Here is a 23,227-nt window from a genome sequence, read left to right as displayed (position 1 = left end):
TGAAGAAGAAAACGACCGATTGCAATAATTAGAATATATGTGGATGTAAGTATTCTGACTGAAGAATACGGATTGGCTTAATGATCTTAAGCCAATTTTTTTTTAAGATCTTTCAACAAAAAACCTCTGAAATCAATAGATCTTAGAGGTTTTTTCAATAATATTTTTTTAGATTATCAAATGTCTATTGCTTTTTTATCACGGATACTTTTAACAATAAAGAACAGACCTAGGAATACAAACGGGATACTTAGAATCTGACCCATATTCAAACTCATTCCCTGCTCAAAATCAACCTGATCTACTTTAATAAATTCGACAAAAAACCGAACAACGAAGATCAGTAGAGTAGTGATCCCAAAGTAAAAACCTTTTCCAACCTGAAAAATATTTTTCTTATAAATAAAATATACCACAAGGAAGATCAGCAGATAAGAGATCGCCTCATACAGTTGTGCAGGATGTCTGGGAATATTATCTACATGTCTGAATATAAAAGCCCATGGAGCATTGGATGGCGTTCCTATAATTTCAGAATTCATGAGATTACCTAATCTAATAAATGCTCCGGCCAGAGGGGTGGCAATAGCAATGACATCCAGAACAGTCATAAATTTGATGGAGAACTTTCTGGCATAAATCAGAAGCATAATAATAAGCCCGATTCCGCCACCATGGCTTGCCAATCCTGCATATCCGGAAAAATGATAGGCACCGTCAGCTCCTTTTTGAATGGGAAGGAATATTTCGATAGGATGTTGCGAGTAATAATCAAAATCGTAAAAAAGACAGTGTCCCAGTCTTGCCCCAACCAAAATGCCTATAAATGCATAAGAGAAAAGTGCTTCATGAGCCTGACTGCTTAGATTTTCTTTTTTATAAATAGTTTTTAAGATCGTGTAGCATAAAACCAGCCCGGCCAGAAATAGCACACCGTAATATTTTAGGGGAAACCCGCCAATATTAAAAATTTCGGAACTTACATCCCAGTTAACGTATAATAAATTCATTGATAATAATTGTAGAATTACTTTTTCGGGGACAAATATAGCAGGATATAGCCATTTTCAAGGAACCTAAGTCAAACTTTAGGATATTTTGGCGTAAAATATCATGTTTTGTCTCCAATAAAAAAACCTCTCACATCAAGTAAGAGGCTTTAGCGGACATCAAATATAAGTATTGCTACTTGGTAATCAATGTTCGCTTAAATGGTATATTCAAACTATGCTAACTTTACGTTAACTGCATTTAAACCTTTGTCGCTTTTTTGTACTTCGAAAACTACTTTATCGTTTTCACGGATAGATCTGGTGTCTAATCCTGAAGAGTGTACAAAAATGTCTTTACCTCCGTCTGCTGGAGAAATGAATCCGAAGCCTTTTGCTTCATTGAAAAATTTTACTGTGCCTTCTTGCATTGTAATTATTATTAAAAATTGTTGTATTAATTGTTTTGATGACTTTTTTCAGAAATTTCTTTGGGAAAGAGTCCATCTATTTTGTTGTGATTTTAATGTATATACTGGAGTTTGGCGACAGGCATTATAAAGCCTATCAGCTTTTGAATGTTGGTTAAGTCAGAACGTTCCCCCTCATCACAAAAAGAAACGGCAGTTCCCTTGGTTCCTGCTCTTCCGGTTCTTTCGATCCGGTTAACATAAGTTTCCGGAACATCAGGAAGTTCATAATTAACAACATAAGGAAGTTCATCCATGTCAATTCCTCTAGCAGCGATATCGGTGGCTACCAAAACACGGATTTTACTGTTTTTGAAATCGTCTACCGCCTGCTGTCTTGCGACCTGAGACTTATTCCCATGAATCGCAGCTGCAAAAATTCCTGTGCGTTCCAATTGCTTCACCAGCCTGTCAGCACCCTGTTTAGTTCGTGTAAAAACCAATGAACGTAAAATGGATACATCCTGCAGTATGTTGATTAATAAATCTGTTTTCTTGGTTTTTTCAACAAAGTACACCGATTGATTAACGCACTGTAGTGGTGATGGAATCTGATCTACTGTAACCTCAACAGGATTATTCATCATGTTATCCGCAAATTTTCGGACATCTGAAGGCATTGTTGCAGAAAAGAATAAAGTCTGTCTCTTTTGAGAAATCAGTTTAAGGATCTTTTTCACATCCTCTGAAAATCCCATGTCAAGCATTCTGTCTGCTTCATCCAGGACCAGAATTTCAATTTTAGAGAGATCAATATGTCTCTGGCTTACCAGATTCAATAGTCTTTCAGGCGTTGCAATGAGGATATCAACTCTTTTTCTCAGAGCTGCCAGTTGGCTTCCTGATAATACGCCCCCAAAGATGGAAAGCTGTGATAATGGAAGGTATTTGCTGTACACTTTAAAACTTTCTTCCAGCTGCAGGACCAATTCCCGTGTTGGAGTTAATATTAAAGTTCTTATTTCTTTATGATCTGGTGTATTTCTTTTGAGTAACTGCAGGATAGGCATCGCAAATGCCGCCGTTTTTCCTGTGCCGGTTTGAGCATATCCTATGAAATCCCTTCCCGCTAAAATAGGTGGAACAGCTGCGTACTGTATCTCTGTGGGTTTGGAATATCCTGCTTCTGTAACGGCGCGGACTATAGGATTTATTAAATTTAAATTTCTAAAACTCATTGTAATCTACCGGACATCCGGTTCTGAGTGGCCAAATCGGTTAAGATCTGAATTGTTGTCTTGTATAAAAATAAGGAGTATCAATTGGGATAAACATTATCTTTAGTTGTTATTTTACTTTGCATTAACTTTGACAATAAATTCAGTGGGGAATATATTTGCTGAGCTTTGCAATATCATATCGTTCTCATTCTTAGAAGCAGGATTTTGATAAATCCATACTGTCCTGAATTTTATAACTGCTTTTTTTAAACTTGAAAATCAAGGAAGCAGTATTAAAAATTATTTTTTAAGATAAGTTTTAATTGGGCAGCTGAAAAAGCAAAACTGAAAGAGAAAAATGAATTTTAAACTGTTACAGAATAGCAAAAGGCAGAGACCTGTTTTTATAAATGCTTTGCAAAAATACAATAAAGAAAATGAATAATAAGTCATTTAAATGATTGATTGTCAAAAATTTATTTGTAGCTTAACGCACGTTAACAGAATTGTTTGCACAAAGCGGATGATTTTAAATCCGTTCTTATGCAGACCTCCGTTCCTTCAACCAGCTCCCAACCCCAAACTTTAGAGTCCCACTCTGATCAGCATGTGAGAATTGCTTACTTCATTATGGTTCATCATAAACCCGAAGTGTTCAAAACGATGTTTCAGAAGATCTATACCCGGGACCAAATTTACCTGATTCATATAGACAGGAAAGCTAAGGAAGAAATCACTGATGAAATTCAGATGTACCTGGTCCGGTTTCCCAACGTTTATATTTTAGAGAGCATCAACATTGTTTCAGGAGGATTCAGTATGATACAGATTGAACTTGATGCCATGGAATTCCTGCTTAATGTAAGTCAGAAATGGGACTATTTTGTTAATTTGAGTGGTGAAGATTACCCTTTGAAATCACAGAATATCATTCGGAAATTTCTTACAGCCAATAACGGCCGGAATTATCTTTTCTACTACGATCAAAAGTTTTACCGCCCCGATACCCTTCAAAGGATACAGAATCATTTCACAGAACTTTCTTACAAGATTTCGTCTCTTATGTACAAGAGAGAATTTATGAAAAATGTGACACCTTATATAGGAGGGAAGTGGGTTATATTTACAAGAGACACCTGCGCTTTTCTGGCCAACAATAAAAGGGTGATGAATTTTGAGGATTACTATCTTCATACTTTTCTGCCTGCGGAATCATTTTTCCAAACCGTCCTTATGAATACTTCTTTCAATGACCTTATTGTCAATGATGATAAAAGAGCTGTAATCGAAAAACCGATATTCGGTAAGAAGCAGACTTCAGATGAACTCATTCTCTTTTTGAGGACCAACAATCATCTTTTTATCAGGAAAATAAACGATAAAACGGAGGAGGAGGTCCTGAAATATATCTCTGAAAGCTATGATCTGCCTTTAACTGAGGTAGATGAAGTGGAAAGGGAGCTGAAAATAGACAGACGTCAGGATAACTGATCCAAATCTTATCATTCTTTAAACTGAGATGAATAAAAGTATTCATCTATAGTAAAGGTCAACATAAATTTGGTATGGCATAAAGTCAAACTACAGAAATTCGGAAGTCTTAGATTTCGCCCATAACGTACATATTCTCCATTGTCGGAACTGCGCTGCCTCCCTGTTTTTCAAGAGTTATCGCAAAAGCCTGTGCGTTAGGAATATGAGCAAGAGCAGTTTTGCTGTCTTTTTCTTCAGTATACATTCCGGCATTTACGGGTTTTCCATCTGCGATAGCCCACAGCTGATACTGCATTCCTTCAGGAGCTTTCGGTAGATTTTCGCCGTTAAGATATACTTCTTTTGTTTTTTTATCCCAGAAAACCATTGCTTTGGAATCGGTATGTTTTTCTACGCCTTTCAGCATCACCATTTTCATATCAGGATTGGAAAACATATCCATTTTCTGATTCATTTTCTGCATAGCAAGATCCTGAGATTTTTTCTCAGTCTGCATTTTGGCGATTTCCTCTTTCGTTTTAGACTGATCGTTCATCCAGAAAAGATTTCCTGCGGCACTGATCAGAAATAATACAGAAGCGGCAACGGCATAGGGCTTCCACTTGCTTTTTATATGGGGTTGAATATCCGGCTGAGGTTTTTCAGCTGGGATCTCTTTAGCAGGCGTAACCTGTACTTCTTCCGTAGTCTGTTCCAGCTGGATTTTATTCCAGATTTTTGATTTTAAATCGGCTGGTGGTGCTACGGCCTGGCTTGTTGCCAGATCTTCTAAAGTCTTTTGTGCTTCTTCAAAAGCCATTTTTACTTCAGCATTGTTTTTCATCACACACTCCAAAATCCCTGCCTCCTCTGGAGAAGCAAGACCTAGAATATAAGATTCTATAATTCCGGATGATATGTATTCTTTAGTGTTCAATTTATTGATAATCTTTTAGCAAATCCTTTAATTTCAGCAGCGCATTCCGCATTTTGGTTTTCACCGTTCCAAGGGGTATCTTCAGTTTTTCAGATATTTCATTCTGGGTATATCCCTGGTAATATGCCAAGTCAATAAGTTCCTGTTTATCAACTTCCAGGCCTTCAAGGACATTATTAAACCCAATAAAATCGGATGAATTGTTGGTCGTTGAAAGTTCTGTAGAATTATATACGAAATCTGGAAGTGTCTGGTTTTTAAGTTCGTTTTGAAAACCTTTAGATTTTAAATAATCGATTGCGGTATTTCTGGCAATATTGATCATCCAGGTGTAAAATCTGCCTTTTGAAGAATCATACTGATGAATGGCGTTCCAAATCTTTACAAAAACATCCTGAATAATTTCTTCAGTATATTCTTTTGACTGAACGATTCGTAGAACCACACCATACAGGGAGCCTGCATAATGGTCATATAAATAATGAAAGCCAGATTCGTTTTTTTCTTTCAATAAAACGATAAGCTCTTCTTCCGAATAGGTTGTTTTAATAGCGTATGATTTTCAATCCAAATGTAATAAAATAAAATATATTACAAACAACATCTGAAAAATCTTTTAAATCGTAAATGATTTTAAGTAATCTCTTAAAATTATCGAATATGAAAAGTTTAATCATAAAAACATCCCTCGCCCTCTTTTTGGCAGTCATTTCAGAAAGAAGCTTTGCCCAGTCAGTGAATTTTAAAACAAAGAATCCCTACTACTCCCGAACTGTAACCACACCCTTGAAGGTAAGCAATGTAGAATGGAAGAAGATTCTTAAACCTGAACTCTATCAGGTGGCAAGAGAAGGAGCAACGGAAACATCTTTCACGGGAAAATATTATGAATTTGATGAAAAAGGAACCTATTTCTGTGCGGTCTGTGGAAATCCACTGTTTCTTTCTACTTCAAAATTTGCAACTACTTGCGGGTGGCCGTCCTTTTATGAGCCCTTAAGAAAAAACAGCGTGATCTACAGAAAAGATACTTCTCACAATATGACCAGAACTGAAGTGCTGTGTGGCAGATGTGATTCACATTTGGGACATATTTTCGATGATGGGCCCAAGCCGACAGGAAATAGGTTTTGTATGAATTCGGTATGCCTTGATTTTGTCCCGAACTCCGGAAAGAAATAACAGTTTTTTAAATTTTTAATAAAAAATCAAATTTTTTAAATCCAAAACAAAACTGACCTCGTAAATGATTCTAAGAACACAATTCAAATACGCATTAACTTAAAAATCAATAAAATGAACACAAGCTCAAAAATCGCAGTTTTAGGAATGATTGCTTTATCATTCGCTTTCAGCGGGAAGGTAACTGCACAAACGATGAAAGAAAAAACAGTAATGGTAGGCGGTGCCCCCATGTATCCATCTAAAAATATTATTGAAAACGCTGTCAACTCCAAAGATCATAAAACTTTGGTGGCAGCAGTAAAAGCAGCAGGTCTGGTAGAAACACTGCAGGGAGCAGGACCTTTTACGGTATTGGCTCCTACCGATGCAGCCTTTGCAAAACTACCGAAAGGAACTGTTGAAACTCTGGTAAAACCTGAGAATAAAGAAATGCTGACCAAAATTTTAACCTATCATGTTCTTGCCGGAAAATACAGTGCCAAAGATATCTGGGCCGCAGTAAAAGCCGGAAACGGAAAAAGTATGATGAAAACAGTAGAAGGTGAAGGCCTTACTTTCTGGACAAAAGGGAAAGATCTTTATGTACAGGATGCAAAAGGAAACAGTGCAAAAGTGACCATAGCTGATGTGAATCAGTCAAACGGTGTGATCCACGTGATCGATACGGTGTTGATGCCGTAATGTTTTAGTTTTTAGGCAGCATAATCATTATGCTGCTTTTTTCTCCTTTGAAGAAAATTATATAACACTCAAACCAATAATATTATGAAAAAAACTATTAATGTTTCTAACCAGGGAGTAACTCTGGATACAGGCAGAAGAAATTTTTTGAAACTGGGCGGTATAGGACTGGCAATGGCAGGACTTACGCTGATCGGTTGCGATGACGATAATGATTTCGGAATGACAGACAACGGTCCCATTTTCGACCTGGGAACCGGAGATGTAGGGGTTCTGAATTACGCGTATGCATTGGAACAGCTTGAAGCTGACTTTTATACCAAAGTGGTAAATAATTTTTACTCCGGCATTTCAAGTGTTGAAAAAGATCTTTTTACAGACCTTTATCATCATGAGGTAATTCACCGGGACTTTTTTAAAGCGGCTATAACAGGAGCAACCACCAATATATTACCCACTCTTGAATTCAAATATCCCACTGTAAACTTTAACGACAGAAATTCCGTGCTGGCCACGGCAAAAGCGCTCGAAGATACAGGAGTAGCTGCGTACAACGGGGCAGGAAAATATATTACCAATCCTGCTTATCTGGTAATTGCAGGAAAGATAGTTTCTGTGGAAGCAAGACATGCATCGGCGATCAGGAATATTATTAATCCGGGATCTACAGATTTTTCGGGAGATGATGTCATTGATGCCAACGGACTGGATCTTGCCAAAGAACCTAAAGATATCGTCATGGCGGCAGGAGGATTTATAAAAACTCCTTTCACATGGAAAGAAAGAGGAATCAGCTAATTATTCATTTTCAAAATCTACAATTATGAACATTCTTAAATTACTAGATAAGCTTTCTAATGATAAATTTTTTACCACAGAAGCTACAAGATTAGAAACGATCACCAATATTTCAACATTTGGTAAAAAAGCGGCGGTTGCCTCCATTCCTTTAGGGCTGGGTGCATTAATGACAACTCCTGCTAAAGCGGAAACTTTAGATCAGGCTGGTTCTGCAAGTTTTTTTAAAAGTGCTTTGACAGATGCTTTGCAACTGGCATTGACTCTGGAATATCTGGAAAATGAATATTACGCATTGGGTCTGGCAGCAGCGGGATTAATTCCCAATTCAGACCGTCCTGTTTTCATGCAGATCTCAAAACATGAATCAGCACACGTAGGATTCCTTAAAAGTACGCTGACCTCCTTAGGAGAAACTCCGGGAGCTAAACCAATTTTTGATTTTACAGTGGGAGGAGCTTTTATGCCATTCACAGATTATAACCAATTTCTGATTCTGGCTCAGGCTTTTGAAGATACGGGAGTTCGTGCATACAAAGGACAGGCTGGAAATGTAATGTCTAATAAAGCGGTATTGCAGGCAGCTCTTCAGATCCATTCTGTGGAAGCAAGACACGCATCACAGGTGAGAAGAATGAGAGCAAATAAAGGCTGGATAGAATTGGCTGATGGTGGAAATATGCCTTCTGCTACTAATGCTGTGTACGCCGGAGAAGATAATGTAAATCAGGCAGGATTCAATACGAGTACTGCTTTTGGAGCAGCAGCAGGATCCGCGGCTTACGATGAAATTTTAAGTGGAAGTGAAGCGCAGGCGATTGCAGGTCTGTTTATCGTCTGACATAATTTTTATTATTTAGGTGTGAATCCTATCCCTGGAAACGTCTGAGGATAGGATTTTTTTTGTGGTTTACTCTGAGGTAGAGGCCCGGTATACCAATACCGCATCCATTAAGACCGTTCTGCCCGGTGCTGAACGGTCTTTGATTTTTTCAAGTATCAGTTCTGCCGCGCTTTCACCCATTTTCACCAAAGGCTGCTGAACACTGGTTAACTGGGGATAAACGATTGTTGATAATTCCGTTCCTGAAAAGCTGGCTACGGCAACGTCGGCAGGTATTTTTATCTCGCGTTCAAGGAGAAAATTCATCGCTCCTATTGCCAGAGTATCACTGAATGCGAAGATACAGTCAAATTCTATGTTTTTGTTCAGCAGCTGTTCCACGGCATATTTTCCATACTCAAACGTCATTCCTTCGGTTGCAATCATCAGATCTTCATCAAAAATATTGTATTTCATCATGATACGTTTGTACCCGTTGGCTCTTTCTACAGCATTCCTAATGGTATGTGGCCCCATGATGTGGGCTATTCTTTTTCTTCCGGTTTTAATCAGGTATTCTACCATTAAAGATGAATTGATATAATCATCAACAATGACTTTAGAAACATTCAGAGACTTATCTGGGATTCTGTCAAAAAAGACCAATGGAGTTCCCTGATCGATGATCTGCCGGTACACATCATTATTATAGGTTTCATGACATAAGTTGATAATAATCCCATCTACATTGAATCCTTCCAGGAGCTGGAGATTTTTTCTTTCAATAAGAGGATTTTCATCGGATTGGGTAATGACGAGCCTATAACCCAGAGGATACAGTATATTTTGAATCCCTTCAAGAACCTTGGCAGAAAATGGAGTAATCATCTCAGGAACGACAACACCTATCGTTTTGGATTGTCCTGATTTCAAATTTAAAGCGGTAAGGTTGGGTTTATATCCCAATTCATCCGCAGCATCCAGGACCCGTTTTCTGGTTTCGTAGCTCACATTTTTATCATTAAGTAACGCCCGGGAGATGGTGGAGGTGGATAATGACAAAAATTTAGAGAGATCTTTAATCGTAATACGTTTCATCAGCCAATGTTTTGGGATAAAATTAGTGAAAAAATTGGCAATTGGGAACGTTCCCTGAGTTTCGGGAACGTTCCCAGTGTAGATTTTGTAAAAAAAACTCAGGATGAACAGATTGTTAATATAGTTTTAACACATTGACTTGTATAATTAATAATCCATCTTATGAATACCATTTCTTATCATTATGATGCTCAAAAAATCACCGCCGGAATTTTACATATTGGTGTAGGAAATTTTCACCGGGCGCATCAGCAGTTTTACACGAATGCCATACTGGAATCTGAGGACCAGAAACAATGGGGTATCTGCGGAGTTTGCCTGTTGCCTTCTGATGAAAAAACAGTTCATCATTTAAGAGCTCAGGATCTTGAATATTCTCTCACCGTATGCGGAAGAAACGGAACTGATGAGGTTTATAAAATAGGATCGCTTCGGGAACTGATCTGGGGAATTGAAGACCCAGAAGCCGTGATCAGTAAAATTGCCAGTCATTCTATTAAAATAATCACACTGACCATCACTGAGGGAGGCTATAATCTCGACAAGGAAACTGGAGAATTTAATTTGAATGATGAAAAAATTCAGTTTGATCTAAAAAATAACGGTACTCCTGCAACTGTTTTTGGATTTGTAGCAGAAGGACTTCGTCGCAGAAAAATGGAAAACAATGGCGGAATAACCATACTTTCCTGTGATAACCTTCAGCATAATGGAAATACAGCCAAAAGAGCTTTTATGGCATTTATAGAAGCTCAGGATAAGGACTTGGCAAAGTGGGTAAAAATGAATGTTACATTTCCAAACAGTATGGTAGACCGCATTACTCCGTCTGTATCTGCCGAAGATATAGACAGACTGACCAAAAAAAGCGGAATTCCCGATCTGGCTCCGGTTTACTGCGAAGATTTTGTCCAATGGGTAATAGAAGATCATTTTATAGCAGGAAGGCCGGCCTGGGAAAGAGCTGGTGTAGAATTTACAGATGATGTGACTGCTTTTGAAAACATGAAATTAAGTCTGCTTAATGCATCACATACTTTATTGTCTTATCCTTCTTTTCTGATGGGATACCGCAAAGTAGATCAGGCTATGGAAGATCAGGTTATCGTACAATTCATCCGTAATTTTATGGATACAGATATTACCCCTCTGGTTCCTGCTCCTGCGAATACAGATCTCGAAGAATATAAAAATACACTGATCGAAAGATTTGCCAATCACAGTGTCAGTGATCAGGTAAGCAGGCTGTGCTTCGATGGAATTTCAAAATTTCCGGTATATGTCGTTCCTAATCTAATTACCATGATTAAAGCAGGGATGGACCTGACTAGGGTCGCTTTTCTCACTGCTTCTTACAGGCATTACCTCAAGTACAAAACTGACGAACATGGCCATTCTTATGAAATAGGAGAACCATGGCTGACTGCAGAAGATCAGAAACTGATTGATGATGAAGATCCGGCAGCTTTCTTGGGATTATCTGCTTTTAAAGGGGCGGGCTTAGAGGGTTCGTTAAAATTTGTTGAGCGTTATACTGAGTTTGCCGGCCAAATTAAAAATAAAGGAACCGGTCAGGTTTTAAAATCAATTATAAAATAACATACCATGATCACCAATTCTAATATCCAGCCTTCAGGATCAAAGTCTGGCAATGCGATCCTGCCGTTTGTTATCATAACATTCATTTATTTCATTGTAGGTTTTTTGACTACCGTGAATGAACAGTTGCAGGCCCCTTTGAAATTTACCTTTCTCAGTCAGGCCGGAGGACTTAAAAATACATTCACAACACTCATTTCCTTTTTCTTTTTTCTGGGTTATCTGCTGAACGGAACTTTAGGAAGTAAATGGGTGAATGCTTTCGGGTACAAAAATACCATCCTTCGCGGTCTGTTTTTTATGATCTCAGGTCTGTTTATGTATCTGTTGTCTTCGTGGTTTGGATATCAGTATCCGGACCTTGAATTCAGTGTCAAAGATGCTGTAATTCCGTTCGGCTTTGTGGTTTTTGTTATCGGATCCTATTTGATGGGAACTGCGGCAGCTATTATTCAGGTTGTTGTCAATCCTTATGCTGCTTCTTATGAATTAAAGGGAACCCAGCCTGTACAGCGTTTGAATATTTTGACGGCCATTAATTCAATAGGAACGACCTCAGCACCTTTTTTCGTTACGTTGGTAATGTTCAGTGGGATTTCGATCGAAAATATAGAAATAAAACAGCTTTTGCTTCCACTTTCTATACTGATCCTGTCTATACTGATGATTATGGTGATTACCAAAAGGCTTCATCTTCCCGATATTGCTCATACCAGAGCGGTGGCAGGCGAAAAGCTGGAAAGGAGCATCTGGTCTTTCAGGCATTTTGTGCTGGGTGTTTGTGCCATCTTCTTTTATGTGGGAACAGAAGTGGCTATTGGTGCCAATATCAATCTGTATGCATTTGAGCTGATGGATTCCGGACATCCGATAACATTCTTTGGGAAAACAGATATTATTATCGGAGGAATGGATTTGGGAATTCACGCTTTACTATCTACATTATACTGGGGTGGATTTCTTATTGGCAGGGCTGTTTCAAGTTTTTTGAGTAATATCTCTGCCAGGACGCAATTGGCAGTCACAACAGTTTTGGCTGCAATACTGGCTCTGGTCTCAATGATCACGCAAAATCTATGGTTTTTGGTGGCTATTGGTCTTTTGCATTCTTCGATGTGGAGCTGTATTTATTCACTGTCCATAAAAGGGTTAAATAAATATACATCCAAAGCTTCGGGAATCTTTATTTCTGCTGTATTCGGCGGTGCTGTTTTTACCCTTTTGCAGGGAGGTCTGGCTGATGTTTTAGGATCGTGGAGATGGACATGGTTTCTTACCGTAATTTGTGAAATACTGATGCTGGCTTATGCACTATTCGGTTCCCGTGTAAGAGAGAAAGACGTGATTATCTGATAACATTTCATTAAAAACACATCACATGCTCAAATATAATTTATTACTCTTTTTCTCGATCGTCATTGGAAATTTAGTACTGAATGCACAAGAGCTGCATTCTGCGCTACAGCTCAGAAACAGCCATCTTTGGAGAGGGCTTGAAGTGTCGGCAGGGCTGATCTATACGGGAGATTTACATTTGGATTATAAAAACTTTTACGGAGGTTTTTGGGCTGGAGGTAATGTTGATGGTTCTTATAAGGAGTTTAACCATTATGTAGGATACAAAAACAGGCATCTGGTTCTGGAATTATGGGATATTTATAATTTCTCTCCCGATGCAACCTATAACAATAAGGAGTATTTTAATTATTCTGCCCGCGAAACCGGTCGCTTCTGGGATTTCAGGTCTTATTATACCATGAGTGAACAGTTTCCTTTAGTACTTAGCTGGAATACCGTTGTATTTGGAAGAGACAGGAACGATATGAATACAGCCAACAAATATTCAACTTTTGTTTCGGGAGAATATCCTGTGTATAAAAAAGAAAACATGGAGGTAAGGGGAAGAGTAGGCTACAGTTTTGCATTGAACAACACCAACGGTGAGAAGGACAATTTCTTTGCAAAAGATGCCGGGTTTAATGAGATAAGCCTTATTTTGTCAAAGAGCTTTAGCATTAAAGGATATAAAATTCCCATTGGAATATGGGCCATGTGGAATCCTGTCAATAACAATGCGTTTCTTCAGTTCTCTGTTCAGGCGTATTCATTTTAATAGCAATACAAACATGTAAGGACGTGAAATTTCCATTAAAAGATTATCATTCATGGACAGGGTTGTTTATGCAAATAGAATTTTTAGTAATTTACTGATAGATAAGCGGAACCTGTGAGTCCGTAGGTCTGAAATACAATTTAATAGATCATGAAAGAAAAAAAATATAAAGCAGTGTGCTTTGGAGAAGTTCTCTGGGATATATTTCCGGGAGAACAGAGGAGAATAGGAGGTGCGCCCTTCAATGTAGCTTATCACCTTTTTAAAATGGGGCTTGATGTAGACGTCATCAGCAGTGTTGGAGATGATGAACTTGGCCATGAGCTGATGCAGAAAATCAATAACTGGCAGATTCCCACAGATCATATCCAAATCACCGGAGAACATCCCACAAGTACTGTCATTGCTTCAGTAGACGAAAACAATGATGCCCATTATGATATTGTAGAAAATGTAGCCTGGGATTTTATTGAAAAGACCACTGAAAATCAGAAAGTGCTTGCTACAGCTGATGCTTTGGTTTTCGGAACTCTGGCTACCAGAAATGAAAAGTCTAAAAATACCTTGTTTCAACTGCTTGAAATAAGTTCTTATAATGTTTTTGATATCAATTTAAGAGAACCGTATTATGACATCAGAATCATCAACGAGTTGCTGCATAAGACGCAGGTTGCCAAATTTAATAAAGCGGAATTACGCATGGTTCTTGATTTTCTGAATAAAGAATATACAGATGAAAAAGACAGCATCAGATATCTGCAGGATAAATTTGGAATCCGTGAAATTATTGTCTCCAAAGGTAGTAAGGGGGCTTTGTATGCTTATGAAGACAGTTTTTATCTGTATCCAACAATTCCCGTTGAGGTCAAAGATACTGTTGGCAGTGGCGATTCTTTTTTAGCCGGATTTTTATCAAAAAGATTACAGAAAGAAACCTCAGCCCATGAGATTATGGCTCAGGCTGTTTCGCTGGGTGCTTTCATTACATCGCAGGAGGGAGCGTGCCCGGAGTATACACTGAATAATTTTATTCAATTTAAAGAAAGTCATCCATTGTCGGCTTTAAGTTTTTAAAGAATTCTGTAAGTCATATGTTGAAAAATGTAAACCTCTGAAATTCATTAATTTTCAGGGGTTTTTTGTACGTCATATTAAATGAATGTCCGGAAAAACATATTTCCAAAAGCGATTGTATTTTCTCAATGTTGGATTGGGTTGGTCAGCAAAAATTCATAAATGGAATTTCGGTGAATTTTTAAGTTCCAAAATTCTTACTTTTGCCGTTAAACTATAACTATTTCTTTTCTTTATGTCTAAAACTAAACTAATAACTTTTACAGCATTTCTATTTTTTATTTTTTCAGTTTCATTTGCACAGGATAGAACGATTGACTCTCTGAAAAAAAACGTATTACAGAACTCAAAAATACATGATACGACCAAGCTGCTGAGTATAGCTAATTTAATAGATCAGATACACTCAAATGATAAGAGAGGGGAGATACTGAACGGCATGATGGGGCAATTAGCTTCTAAAAATTTAGAGAAAACAAACCCGCAGGATTTACATGTAAAATATACCAAATATCTGGCTGCTTATTACTCCAATTTAGCTGAATATTATAAATTGAAAAGAGATGTAGTGAAAACAATGTCCAGTATAGATAAAAGTATGTCATTGTTTCAATCCGTCAAGGCATATGATGAAATGAATTTTTTGATGGTGAATAAAGGAATTTTTTATTCTCAGATTAATGATAAGGAAAAAGCCATACAGTGTTTATTCAGCGCATTAAAATATTTTGAGAAAAATCCTGAGGAAAACCAGGATGGGATTTCTTATGTCAATGCTACAATGTCAACCATTTACTCGGATCAGGGGATGTATGACAAAGCTATTTCGTATGCAAAAAAGACAATCGATCATTTTAATTCCAAAAAAAAGTTAGAGGGAGAAGATGAATACCGCCTCACTGAAGCATTAGTCAACTGCGGTTCATACTATTTATATTCAAAAAAATATGAAGAGGCACTTGGTTATTTTAATAAAGCAATGGCTTATTTTAAGAAAGTTGGAAACGGCACTTATGTCAGCATATGTCAGGCTAAAATTGCCCAGGTAAAAATGGAAGAGGGAAAATATGATGAATCAGAATCCTTTTTGAGAGAAGCACTGAATAGTGATGACGGAGAATTATCGAAAGCGAATGCTTACATCAATTTAGGGGATTTATTTTATCGTAAAAAAGACTTTGTAAAAGCCGAATCCTATTTGTCGGATGGGTTTTTTATCAGTAAAAAAATCAATAATATACAGCTGCAGGAGAAAGCCTCTGACTTATTATTAAAAGTTTACAAAGAAAATAATAACTTCAAAAAAGCATTGGAAGTCTATGAATTTCAGGTTAAGTTAAATGATTCCAGTAAAATGGAAGCTTCTAAAAATGCACTGGCACAGCAGCAACTCAAATACAGCTATGACAAAAAGGAATTAAATCTGAAATTAGACGCCGAAAAGAAAACTGCGGCTAAAAATAACTGGCTGATCGCTCTTTCGGGAGTATTGCTTCTGGTATTGTCCGGAGGGTATTTTTATTATCGAAACAACAGACAAAAACAGGAAATCACGGTTCTTGAAAAAGACCGTATAAAGCAAAAGCTTTTGCTTTCTCAGATGAATCCGCATTTTATTTTCAATTCGATAGATAATATTCAAAGTCTTATTATCAACCACAAGGAAACTGTTGCTGTCTCCTATTTAGATCGTTTTTCTAAATTAACAAGGCAAATCCTGGAAAATTCTAATGAGAATTATATTTCGTTAAAAGAAGAAATTGATATGATTGAAAATTACTTATCCATACAACAGCTTCTTTATAATGATAAGTTTGATTTCAGAATCAGTATTGAAAAAGTATCCGATACAGAATCATATTTTATACCTCCAATGTTAGCACAGCCATTTATAGAAAATGCGATTAAACACGGAATTAAAAATACGGCAGAAAAAGGAATGATAGAAATTACTTTTTCGTTAAACCAGGAAAAACTGTGTTTTGAAGTAATCGATAACGGTTCAGGTTTCAGTGATGAGAAAAAGCAGTCCAATCATAAATCAATGGCTATGAAAATTACCAGAGAAAGACTTTTAAATTATTCCAAAAATAAAGATTTTGACATACTGTCAGAGAATAGATTGGATGCAGAAGGGAATTTGAAGGGGGCAAGAGTTATTTTTGAAATACCTTATATTTACGAAAATTAATTAAATCATGTTAAGAGCCATCGTAATTGATGATAATGAGGAAATCAGAAAGAAGAATTGCACTTTGATTAAAGCCAATTGTCCCAATATTACAATAATCGGACAGGCGGATTCGGTAGAATCAGGAATAAAAATAATCAGGCAATTATCACCCGACCTTATTTTTCTGGATATTGAAATGCCGGACGGTAATGGTTTTGACCTGCTTCAAGAGGTAAGCCCTATTAAATTTAAAGTGATCTTCATTACAGGGTACGAAGATTTTGCAATAAAAGCTTTTCGTTTTTCAGCTATTGACTATTTATTAAAACCATTAAATGCTGACGAATTGGTTGAAGCCGTAAAAAAAGCAGAAGAATCTTTGAGTAAAGAAATTTTTGATATGAAACTCAATAATTTGTTTGCCAATCTCGAACGGCCGAAAAATCTTCAAAAGTTAGTTCTCAAAACAGCGGACAGAATATACTCCGTCGATATTCAGGATATTGTAAATTGTGAATCAGATAAAAATTATACAACCTTTTATTTTATCAATTCACCCAGGCTCGTGGTTTCTACCAATCTAAAAGAATATGAAACCCTATTGGTTCCATTTAACTTCTTTAGAACGCACCAATCGCATTTAATTAATATGGCTTACTTTGACCATTTTATTAAAAAAGAGGGAGGCAATACCATTATCATGAAAAACAAAACAACTATACCACTTTCGGTCCGTAAAAAAGAAGAGTTTTTAGTGTTACTGGACAATCTTTAAAAAATAATATTTAAAATATTTCAAATTGAAAATCCCAAAATCCGGATATATGGATTTTGGGATTTTCTTTGGTAAGCAGTTTTTGAAGGTAAACAAATTTCCTCCAAATCCTTACGAATGTTCATCCACTTACATCTCAAGAAACTTTTATTTTATTTTTGGATCGTGCTTTAGTAAAGCATTTCATGATTAATAACCATTATTTAATTTAAACTACAAATTTATGAGAGTATTAACTTTAATTTTTATGATTGTATCCTTTTTAGTGGGTGGGGCCTGTGCCGGAGTTCTATCTAAAAATATTGAGAGTCGGATGGGAGGAAATGATTACAGTATTGTAGAAAAGGCACAAAAGCAAATTGATGATTTAAAAAAACAGGGAATTGATGTTACAAAGATAGATGACCCTCAAGCTAAAGAAAGTTTAGAGCTTTTAGAAAAGGTTCCTGCCAAATGGAAAGTGGATACAGCAGGGATTTTAGGAATGGTAGTAGCGTTCTTGGCATTCATCATGGTTATTGTTGCCTTTATGAAAAAAGAAATAGTTACTAAAGTGAGTGTACTGGTTGTTGCTTTATCACTTATTCTTTGGATTATAACACCCTATATTGAAGCAGGTAAATATTCAGGTGTAAACCCTAAAACAATTGCTTTAATTGCATTGATCGGTTTGGCGGTTTCATCCGGCTGCGCTTTTATGAGTTATAAGCTATACTTAAAAAAAGCAACTTCTGTCTAAAAGCAGGCAAATACATTGAGTTCTGGGTTTTGAAATTTCATAATTCCTATGCAAAATCCGGAACTCAATGAATTTAAGGTTATTTGAAAAGCATAATTATAAAAATAAACATGGGTACTTTATCAATTATAGACGTGATATTAATCCTTTTTGGATGTGCACATGCAGCTTTGATGACCATTCTTTATATCTTATCACTGAGCACAGCTGAAGGATCTACAAAGTCAAAAAAGATGGGAAATACAAATGATAAAGCAGATGAATATTTTGAAAAAGGAAAATCAATGTCAAATGATGTATTGAAAAAAAGATTTGGAGAACGACAATGGGTTGTGTAGAGGGATTATTGTTTTTATATCTCTCTCAAAGCATATTTATAACAACTTTTGCTTCGTTTAATTTGATAATTGTATTTCGTGACTTTATAATTCACTGTTTTTAGTGAATTTTTCCGTTGATATTTTCCCTACCCTGTCTTCGATTTGAAGAATATAATTTCCTATGGATAATTTTTGAATGTCAATTTTATGGTCAGGTTTTGAAGTTCCAGTTAATATTAATTTCCCGGTATAATCGAATATTTTATAAGTAAATTCTGTCATACTGCCTTTTGAAGAGTCTTCAACTGTTATAAAATCTGCCGCAGGATTGGGATAGATGCCAAATTTAATTTTCGAAAGGTTTGCGGTAGATAATGTCGTTGTGTTTTTGGCGGAAATCAAAATATTATCAAATGCCACCCCCTCCGGTATCATCTCCGCCTCTTGATAAAAAATAAGCACGTTCGGGAATTATTCCTGATGTATTGGTAAATGGTCCGAATGAATTATTTCCAATCTTGATGTAAGCATTCCCATCATTCGCATTGTATGTAAAAGCTATCTTATACCAGTTATTTGAGGGAGTATTAGTATTCAAAGTGTAAGACGCTCCTCCCACTGTAAATTGGGGTTCTCCTGCCCATAAACGAATAAGAATCTGAGCTCCTCCGGCACCCAAAATCTGCATTAAGGAATGACTGTAGCTCGGAAGATATGTTTCGTATTCCATCGACAGAATATCATTTCCGCCTGTTCTTGAATTCCAATCAATGGGTTGATAAATACCATAGACATTTTCTCCTACATAGGTTAGATGTAGAGATTTACCATGGGCTGTGTCTAGATTTGTAACAGAGAAATCATCATTAGTACCTACACTGCCATTCTGCAGCCAGCCGCCCTGAGAGCCCAACGGACCCGTATTATAGATTTCAAAATTATCACTGAGTAAAGTCTGGGAATAAGTTTGCATACCCAAAACAGCAATGGTTACACATAAAAATTGTTTTTTCATCGTATTTTGAGATTAATTGTTTAACTGACGTCTAATTTTAATCTCCAAATTATCCTTTAAAAACTAAACTTTTTTACGGTAAACCGTATTTTTATCATTGTTTTTTGAGATTAATATGTGCTACTCCGATTTAATAATGATTTTATTTATTAGGATGCTCATATTTATTTTTTTATAAATTCAATGATTGAACTGACAAATTCTTCTGGCTGTTTCTGCCATTGCCAATAGGTATAGGGCCATTTTTCTTCTTTGCCATTCATCTTACCTTGTGTGATCATGTCGTGTCCGCAACCTTTTATTGTAATGATTTTGTGTTTCACGCCTGCCTTTGTCAGGTAAGTTTCCATTTTGTTTTTGTTCTCTGCGGGTGGCACCAATACATCCTTCTCACCCAAAATACTTAATACAGGACATTTTATTGTACTTAAAGCTTCTTTAGGATCATATTTGTTTTTTCTCCACCATATCACATCGTCTCCAGTCTGCGATTGAGGAATATCTAGCTGATCAATCCATTTTTCGTCTTTTATTTCAGAGGCATATTTATTTAGGGCTTCCCAGTCTTTTGCAGTATTACTCTGAATATATTTAAAAAAAAGTCCAGAATAATGAATTGCAGAATGAATGGATTCTTTTGAGTAACCTTCCTCAGCCAAGGTATACTGAACCCGGTTAATATCCTGTTCATAAAGAGAAACTGCGGGGCCTACGATTAAAACGGCAAAGCTGCAATCGGAGACTTTATTAGCGGCCAATGGCACGATCCATCCGCCCTGGCTTGCACCCAAGAAGCCTATTTCGGCATAATTCAGATCATATCGTGATTTCAGATAATTAAAGGCGGAGGCAGCATCTTCTGCAAAGTCATTAAAATCAGCCAATGAAAAATTACCTGTTGATTTACCAGTACCACGTTTATCATAAAGTAAAACACCTATTCCCTTACTTGCCAGAATATAAGCCAGGGAATGATACCACGGTGTATTCCTGTCTTCCCATCCGGATCGATGTACTAAAATAACATATGGAACAGGCTTATCAGTTTTTTTAGGCTTGCACAAAACCCCTGCAAGCGAGATACCTGCATTTGAAAATTTGATTTCTTCTTCTGTAAAGGGTTTTTCTTTTGCCTCTGTTTTTTTCAGGTGGATCCTTATTTCAGGTTTTGTATCCTTGCTTACCCCGGTTAGATCTCCTGTTTTAGGGTTTGAAAAAATATAGAAATCGCCATAGAATATTTTTACATTCAAAGTATCTTTACCTTGTGATATTTTTTCTGGGCTCACATCTATATAACCAATTTCAGGTATATCATATGTTGTTTTATCATTGCAAAAGTCAAATGAAATTAACTGAACAGATCCATTTCGAGTTAAGGCTCCTTCATAATGACCTTGTAATGTTTGAGCGATTGACAGATGTGAAATTGATACTGCAAGGAGCAATAAGACGATTTTTATAGCTTGCAATGACTTTTCCACTTTCTTTATTTAGAGGTTAATTATAATAAAGACAATAATGATCACTATTTGGTTACATTGGTTTAAAAAAATATTCCCTATAATACTGTGTAATAGCCACAACCTGATCTGACAGTTAGGAGTTAAAAATGATTGTCAGTTATTCAATATTGTCCTTACTTCCAAAAGTAAGGATTTTTTGTTCTTCTGCAAGAGTTTCCAACAATTCGTCCTTTGCTATAGTTTTACTGACTAAAAAGTACATTATTAAATGTTTCTATTTTTAGGAAAGACTACAATAAGTTTTTGTTTATTCTTGCAAGCAATAATATCATTTGCGAGTCATAAATTATGTTTATTTAAAAAATTACTCGTTCTGAAGTTAATTTTTTATTTCCAGAACTATTAATGCCTTCGGAATGCTTCTCAGAATAAATATGAAGATATAATTTAATGCTTAAAGGTAAGCCTGAAGTTTTACCAAAGCAGGGAAGTTTACCGATTGTTTTTGAAATTGCAGAAGATAATTCTTTTGTAAGCGGGAACAATATGAATCATGGCTGGTTTGAAGGATCTTCCAGATAATGGTAAGAATTATCATTTAAAAAATTAATAAATAAAACTTTTTGGCTTTTTGCTAATTAAAAGCCTAACGTTCAAAGTTTTACTTTTTTGCAGACTGTAGTTGGAGTTAATTGAGTATACAAATAGCAGACGTTTTAATCTGCTAAAAATTAAAATCCTCTGAAATCTATGATTTCAGAGGATTTTTGTACCCAGTACCATTGTCACTAATAAGAGGCAAGTGATTGATTATTAATTACTTTTAAAAGATACGTGTCGTTTTCGTGTCTTTTTACTTTATATACTTTGATAAAATGCTGTCTATTTCTTTTAAGATTAATTCTTTTGAAGGATTATTTTCATTAAAAATGATCTCGTTTGAATTGTCTTCTGAGAATAACTTGTTGTAGTCTATCTCCGGAAATTTCTTCTTTAACCATACAAGAAAATCAATAGGAATTTCTCTGCGCCCATTGATATAATTACCTATACTTTGCTTAGTAGCTCCATATTCCTCTCCAATTTCTGAATTAGATAAACGGTTTGTTTCAAAAAACAGTTTAATTTTCTCGCTGATTTCCATATAGTTATAAAAAAAATGTAAATTTTATGAAACAAAATGTTTCATAATTAGAAACAATTTGTTTACATTTGCGATGTAATATATTACACGATGACAAATTTAAACAAAATTCATATACCTATTGATATTCATTCGAATACAAATGAAACATTTGACTTTATAGATGCAAATCTTCCAAAGGTTTATTCAAAATTAGTTTACGATTTGTTGCCAGAGAATGTTAAAAACCAACAAGGTTTTATGAGGGATTATATACGAAAAGTAAAGAAAGATAGGATTAATAATGCTGTCATTATTAGCTATCTATATCTCGTAGCACAGAGAAACTTAGACGCAAAACAGAATAATTAAAAATTGACTTATGACTATCAGAATCTATCCCGGGATGATCGACCAATCCAAGGAATATTTTAACCACGAAAATGACGTTCTAGTCATTGAATCAGGATCGATTAAAAAATTTGAAGATATAGAGGAACATCAGGAGCTTGAAAAAATCCTAAATGAAGATACAGAATTAAATGTCATTCTGGTTAAATGGTTTGGTGATAATAAACAGGTAAAGCTTAGAACACTTGCTAGATGCCGATTTGGAGCTTTAAATTTCACGCCAGATTTTTCCTTTGATGAGATTTCTAATGATTATTGTGAATGTGAATACAGAGGTAATTGTGAAGGTGAAAATATTGTTTGCAAGCCCATTGCCTTTAAAGGAAAAGAGATCTCAAATCAGGAAATAGATCTTTTAAAGGAATTAAGTACCAATGACAAAAATTCAACGATCGCTGATCGGCTTGGCTTACCTGTTGGAACCTTCAATGTACTAAAAACAAATACATATCAAAAGTTTGGCTTTTTAACAAAACAACAATTGACCAAAGAACTCTACATAGAAGGTCTATTGTAAATTTTTCTTTCGCTTCATATTTAGAAGCAAAAACTAAAGCACTTTATGAAAGAAATTCAAAAAAGGAATCAAAAGCAAAATGTTTCTTCAAAATCGTGAGAATTTCAATCAGCACAGAAGATCTTTAAGTGCTTTTTATTTGGGAAAGTGGTGGAATTGGTAGACACCCCTCTTGGTTGAGAGGTAATTAGATACAGGTTCGAATCCTGTCTTTCCCACTACTCACTGTTAATTTGAGTTTTTCATGGCGATTAGTTTTTACCCGGCCAGCGATGGTTGGTCGGGTTT

25 protein-coding genes and 1 tRNA gene are annotated in these 23,227 nt (G+C 36.1%); 16 read left to right on the top strand and 10 right to left on the bottom strand.

Going from position 1 to position 23,227, the window contains the following annotated elements; all coding sequences use genetic code 11:
• Positions 1 to 176 precede the first annotated feature (176 nt).
• From lgt to IW16_RS06240, 3 genes are all read right to left on the bottom strand, one after another.
• Entirely contained in the window at positions 177 to 1,010 is an 834-nt protein-coding gene (lgt, locus tag IW16_RS06250) for a prolipoprotein diacylglyceryl transferase (protein WP_034741127.1), read from the bottom strand.
• 215 nt (positions 1,011 to 1,225) lie between these two features.
• On the bottom strand, positions 1,226 to 1,420 hold the full coding sequence (locus IW16_RS06245; RefSeq protein ID WP_034741125.1) for a cold-shock protein: 195 nt from the start codon (positions 1,418 to 1,420) through the stop codon (positions 1,226 to 1,228).
• A 92-nt stretch (positions 1,421 to 1,512) separates the two neighbouring features.
• Positions 1,513 to 2,637, bottom strand: a complete 1,125-nt coding sequence (locus tag IW16_RS06240; RefSeq protein ID WP_034741122.1) for a DEAD/DEAH box helicase — start codon at positions 2,635 to 2,637, stop codon at positions 1,513 to 1,515.
• 525 nt (positions 2,638 to 3,162) lie between these two features.
• Here IW16_RS06240 and IW16_RS06235 point away from each other — a divergent pair.
• Positions 3,163 to 4,110: a beta-1,6-N-acetylglucosaminyltransferase gene (locus IW16_RS06235; RefSeq protein ID WP_034741119.1), complete on the top strand. Its 948-nt coding sequence runs from the start codon at positions 3,163 to 3,165 to the stop codon at positions 4,108 to 4,110.
• 109 nt (positions 4,111 to 4,219) lie between these two features.
• On the opposite strand, the gene IW16_RS06230 is transcribed toward IW16_RS06235, so the two are convergent.
• Positions 4,220 to 5,029, bottom strand: coding sequence for an anti-sigma factor (locus IW16_RS06230; RefSeq protein ID WP_034741116.1), 810 nt, complete (start codon positions 5,027 to 5,029; stop codon positions 4,220 to 4,222).
• A 1-nt stretch (position 5,030) separates the two neighbouring features.
• Complete coding sequence (locus IW16_RS06225) at positions 5,031 to 5,540, bottom strand: RNA polymerase sigma factor (protein WP_083536138.1); 510 nt, start codon at positions 5,538 to 5,540, stop codon at positions 5,031 to 5,033.
• A 149-nt stretch (positions 5,541 to 5,689) separates the two neighbouring features.
• On the opposite strand from IW16_RS06225, the gene msrB reads away from it, so the two are divergent.
• The 4 genes from msrB (at position 5,690) to IW16_RS06205 (ending at position 8,534) form a co-directional block, all read left to right on the top strand.
• Positions 5,690 to 6,211, top strand: coding sequence for a peptide-methionine (R)-S-oxide reductase MsrB (gene msrB / locus IW16_RS06220; protein WP_034741108.1), 522 nt, complete (start codon positions 5,690 to 5,692; stop codon positions 6,209 to 6,211).
• Between the two features lie 114 nt (positions 6,212 to 6,325).
• Positions 6,326 to 6,895 (top strand): fasciclin domain-containing protein, encoded by a 570-nt coding sequence (locus IW16_RS06215; protein WP_034741105.1) that lies wholly within the window; start codon positions 6,326 to 6,328, stop codon positions 6,893 to 6,895.
• 84 nt (positions 6,896 to 6,979) lie between these two features.
• Positions 6,980 to 7,693 carry a ferritin-like domain-containing protein gene (locus IW16_RS06210; protein WP_034741100.1) on the top strand — a complete coding sequence of 238 codons (714 nt, stop codon included), beginning with the start codon at positions 6,980 to 6,982 and terminating at the stop codon, positions 7,691 to 7,693.
• A 25-nt stretch (positions 7,694 to 7,718) separates the two neighbouring features.
• Positions 7,719 to 8,534: a ferritin-like domain-containing protein gene (locus IW16_RS06205; protein WP_034741097.1), complete on the top strand. Its 816-nt coding sequence runs from the start codon at positions 7,719 to 7,721 to the stop codon at positions 8,532 to 8,534.
• 69 nt (positions 8,535 to 8,603) lie between these two features.
• Here the strand turns inward: IW16_RS06205 and IW16_RS06200 are convergent, their stop codons facing one another.
• Positions 8,604 to 9,614: a LacI family DNA-binding transcriptional regulator gene (locus tag IW16_RS06200; RefSeq protein WP_034741094.1), complete on the bottom strand. Its 1,011-nt coding sequence runs from the start codon at positions 9,612 to 9,614 to the stop codon at positions 8,604 to 8,606.
• 162 nt (positions 9,615 to 9,776) lie between these two features.
• On the opposite strand from IW16_RS06200, the gene IW16_RS06195 reads away from it, so the two are divergent.
• From IW16_RS06195 to IW16_RS06160, 8 genes are all read left to right on the top strand, one after another.
• On the top strand, positions 9,777 to 11,213 hold the full coding sequence (locus IW16_RS06195) for a mannitol dehydrogenase family protein (protein ID WP_034741091.1): 1,437 nt from the start codon (positions 9,777 to 9,779) through the stop codon (positions 11,211 to 11,213).
• 6 nt (positions 11,214 to 11,219) lie between these two features.
• Positions 11,220 to 12,566, top strand: coding sequence for an MFS transporter (locus IW16_RS06190; RefSeq protein ID WP_034741088.1), 1,347 nt, complete (start codon positions 11,220 to 11,222; stop codon positions 12,564 to 12,566).
• Positions 12,567 to 12,591: 25 nt separating this feature from the next.
• On the top strand, positions 12,592 to 13,326 hold the full coding sequence (locus tag IW16_RS06185) for a hypothetical protein (RefSeq protein WP_034741085.1): 735 nt from the start codon (positions 12,592 to 12,594) through the stop codon (positions 13,324 to 13,326).
• Between the two features lie 150 nt (positions 13,327 to 13,476).
• Positions 13,477 to 14,400 (top strand): carbohydrate kinase family protein, encoded by a 924-nt coding sequence (locus tag IW16_RS06180; protein ID WP_034741082.1) that lies wholly within the window; start codon positions 13,477 to 13,479, stop codon positions 14,398 to 14,400.
• Positions 14,401 to 14,635: 235 nt separating this feature from the next.
• The gene (locus tag IW16_RS06175; RefSeq protein ID WP_034741079.1) at positions 14,636 to 16,591 is read left to right on the top strand and encodes a tetratricopeptide repeat-containing sensor histidine kinase; all 1,956 of its coding nucleotides are present in this window, start codon (positions 14,636 to 14,638) and stop codon (positions 16,589 to 16,591) included.
• 7 nt (positions 16,592 to 16,598) lie between these two features.
• On the top strand, positions 16,599 to 17,348 hold the full coding sequence (locus IW16_RS06170) for a LytR/AlgR family response regulator transcription factor (RefSeq protein ID WP_034741076.1): 750 nt from the start codon (positions 16,599 to 16,601) through the stop codon (positions 17,346 to 17,348).
• A gap of 223 nt (positions 17,349 to 17,571) precedes the next feature.
• Positions 17,572 to 18,087 (top strand): hypothetical protein, encoded by a 516-nt coding sequence (locus IW16_RS06165; RefSeq protein ID WP_131327852.1) that lies wholly within the window; start codon positions 17,572 to 17,574, stop codon positions 18,085 to 18,087.
• Between the two features lie 110 nt (positions 18,088 to 18,197).
• Complete coding sequence (locus IW16_RS06160; protein ID WP_034741070.1) at positions 18,198 to 18,425, top strand: hypothetical protein; 228 nt, start codon at positions 18,198 to 18,200, stop codon at positions 18,423 to 18,425.
• An 84-nt stretch (positions 18,426 to 18,509) separates the two neighbouring features.
• Here IW16_RS06160 and IW16_RS06155 read toward each other — a convergent pair whose 3' ends face one another.
• From IW16_RS06155 to IW16_RS06145, 3 genes are all read right to left on the bottom strand, one after another.
• Positions 18,510 to 18,827: a T9SS type A sorting domain-containing protein gene (locus IW16_RS06155; protein WP_034741067.1), complete on the bottom strand. Its 318-nt coding sequence runs from the start codon at positions 18,825 to 18,827 to the stop codon at positions 18,510 to 18,512.
• Positions 18,817 to 19,422, bottom strand: a complete 606-nt coding sequence (locus IW16_RS06150; protein ID WP_131327851.1) for a hypothetical protein — start codon at positions 19,420 to 19,422, stop codon at positions 18,817 to 18,819. Before IW16_RS06150 ends, IW16_RS06155 begins: the two co-directional genes overlap by 11 nt.
• A 164-nt stretch (positions 19,423 to 19,586) precedes the next feature.
• Positions 19,587 to 20,906, bottom strand: a complete 1,320-nt coding sequence (locus IW16_RS06145) for an alpha/beta hydrolase family protein (RefSeq protein WP_165571969.1) — start codon at positions 20,904 to 20,906, stop codon at positions 19,587 to 19,589.
• Positions 20,907 to 21,338: 432 nt separating this feature from the next.
• Between IW16_RS06145 and IW16_RS27070 the strand changes: the two genes are divergently transcribed.
• Positions 21,339 to 21,470, top strand: coding sequence for a hypothetical protein (locus IW16_RS27070; protein WP_262485509.1), 132 nt, complete (start codon positions 21,339 to 21,341; stop codon positions 21,468 to 21,470).
• A gap of 271 nt (positions 21,471 to 21,741) precedes the next feature.
• Here IW16_RS27070 and IW16_RS06140 read toward each other — a convergent pair whose 3' ends face one another.
• Positions 21,742 to 22,032: a helix-turn-helix domain-containing protein gene (locus tag IW16_RS06140; protein ID WP_034741058.1), complete on the bottom strand. Its 291-nt coding sequence runs from the start codon at positions 22,030 to 22,032 to the stop codon at positions 21,742 to 21,744.
• A gap of 361 nt (positions 22,033 to 22,393) precedes the next feature.
• On the opposite strand from IW16_RS06140, the gene IW16_RS06130 reads away from it, so the two are divergent.
• Complete coding sequence (locus IW16_RS06130) at positions 22,394 to 22,939, top strand: helix-turn-helix transcriptional regulator (RefSeq protein ID WP_034741053.1); 546 nt, start codon at positions 22,394 to 22,396, stop codon at positions 22,937 to 22,939.
• Positions 22,940 to 23,080: 141 nt separating this feature from the next.
• A tRNA-OTHER gene (locus IW16_RS06125) sits at positions 23,081 to 23,157 on the top strand.
• Positions 23,158 to 23,227: the final 70 nt, after the last annotated feature.

Origin of the sequence: Chryseobacterium vrystaatense, assembly GCF_000737765.1 — a bacterium.
Taxonomy (GTDB): Bacteria; Bacteroidota; Bacteroidia; order Flavobacteriales; family Weeksellaceae; genus Chryseobacterium; species Chryseobacterium vrystaatense.
The sequence above is the reverse complement of the archived record's forward strand: the minus strand, read 5'-3'. Positions and strand labels throughout refer to the sequence as shown.

Excerpts from the sequence above, each read along its gene's own strand:
- lgt (WP_034741127.1), bottom strand. The coding sequence starts at position 1,010 with ATGAATTTATTATACGTTAACTGGGATGTAAGTTCCGAAATTTTTAAT.
- IW16_RS06245 (WP_034741125.1), bottom strand. The coding sequence starts at position 1,420 with ATGCAAGAAGGCACAGTAAAATTTTTCAATGAAGCAAAAGGCTTCGGA.
- IW16_RS06240 (WP_034741122.1), bottom strand. The coding sequence starts at position 2,637 with ATGAGTTTTAGAAATTTAAATTTAATAAATCCTATAGTCCGCGCCGTT.
- IW16_RS06235 (WP_034741119.1), top strand. The coding sequence starts at position 3,163 with ATGCAGACCTCCGTTCCTTCAACCAGCTCCCAACCCCAAACTTTAGAG.
- msrB (WP_034741108.1), top strand. The coding sequence starts at position 5,690 with ATGAAAAGTTTAATCATAAAAACATCCCTCGCCCTCTTTTTGGCAGTC.
- IW16_RS06215 (WP_034741105.1), top strand. The coding sequence starts at position 6,326 with ATGAACACAAGCTCAAAAATCGCAGTTTTAGGAATGATTGCTTTATCA.
- IW16_RS06210 (WP_034741100.1), top strand. The coding sequence starts at position 6,980 with ATGAAAAAAACTATTAATGTTTCTAACCAGGGAGTAACTCTGGATACA.
- IW16_RS06205 (WP_034741097.1), top strand. The coding sequence starts at position 7,719 with ATGAACATTCTTAAATTACTAGATAAGCTTTCTAATGATAAATTTTTT.
- IW16_RS06200 (WP_034741094.1), bottom strand. The coding sequence starts at position 9,614 with ATGAAACGTATTACGATTAAAGATCTCTCTAAATTTTTGTCATTATCC.
- IW16_RS06195 (WP_034741091.1), top strand. The coding sequence starts at position 9,777 with ATGAATACCATTTCTTATCATTATGATGCTCAAAAAATCACCGCCGGA.
- IW16_RS06190 (WP_034741088.1), top strand. The coding sequence starts at position 11,220 with ATGATCACCAATTCTAATATCCAGCCTTCAGGATCAAAGTCTGGCAAT.
- IW16_RS06185 (WP_034741085.1), top strand. The coding sequence starts at position 12,592 with ATGCTCAAATATAATTTATTACTCTTTTTCTCGATCGTCATTGGAAAT.
- IW16_RS06180 (WP_034741082.1), top strand. The coding sequence starts at position 13,477 with ATGAAAGAAAAAAAATATAAAGCAGTGTGCTTTGGAGAAGTTCTCTGG.
- IW16_RS06175 (WP_034741079.1), top strand. The coding sequence starts at position 14,636 with ATGTCTAAAACTAAACTAATAACTTTTACAGCATTTCTATTTTTTATT.
- IW16_RS06170 (WP_034741076.1), top strand. The coding sequence starts at position 16,599 with ATGTTAAGAGCCATCGTAATTGATGATAATGAGGAAATCAGAAAGAAG.
- IW16_RS06165 (WP_131327852.1), top strand. The coding sequence starts at position 17,572 with ATGAGAGTATTAACTTTAATTTTTATGATTGTATCCTTTTTAGTGGGT.
- IW16_RS06160 (WP_034741070.1), top strand. The coding sequence starts at position 18,198 with ATGGGTACTTTATCAATTATAGACGTGATATTAATCCTTTTTGGATGT.
- IW16_RS06150 (WP_131327851.1), bottom strand. The coding sequence starts at position 19,422 with ATGAAAAAACAATTTTTATGTGTAACCATTGCTGTTTTGGGTATGCAA.
- IW16_RS27070 (WP_262485509.1), top strand. The coding sequence starts at position 21,339 with ATGCTTAAAGGTAAGCCTGAAGTTTTACCAAAGCAGGGAAGTTTACCG.
- IW16_RS06140 (WP_034741058.1), bottom strand. The coding sequence starts at position 22,032 with ATGGAAATCAGCGAGAAAATTAAACTGTTTTTTGAAACAAACCGTTTA.
- IW16_RS06130 (WP_034741053.1), top strand. The coding sequence starts at position 22,394 with ATGACTATCAGAATCTATCCCGGGATGATCGACCAATCCAAGGAATAT.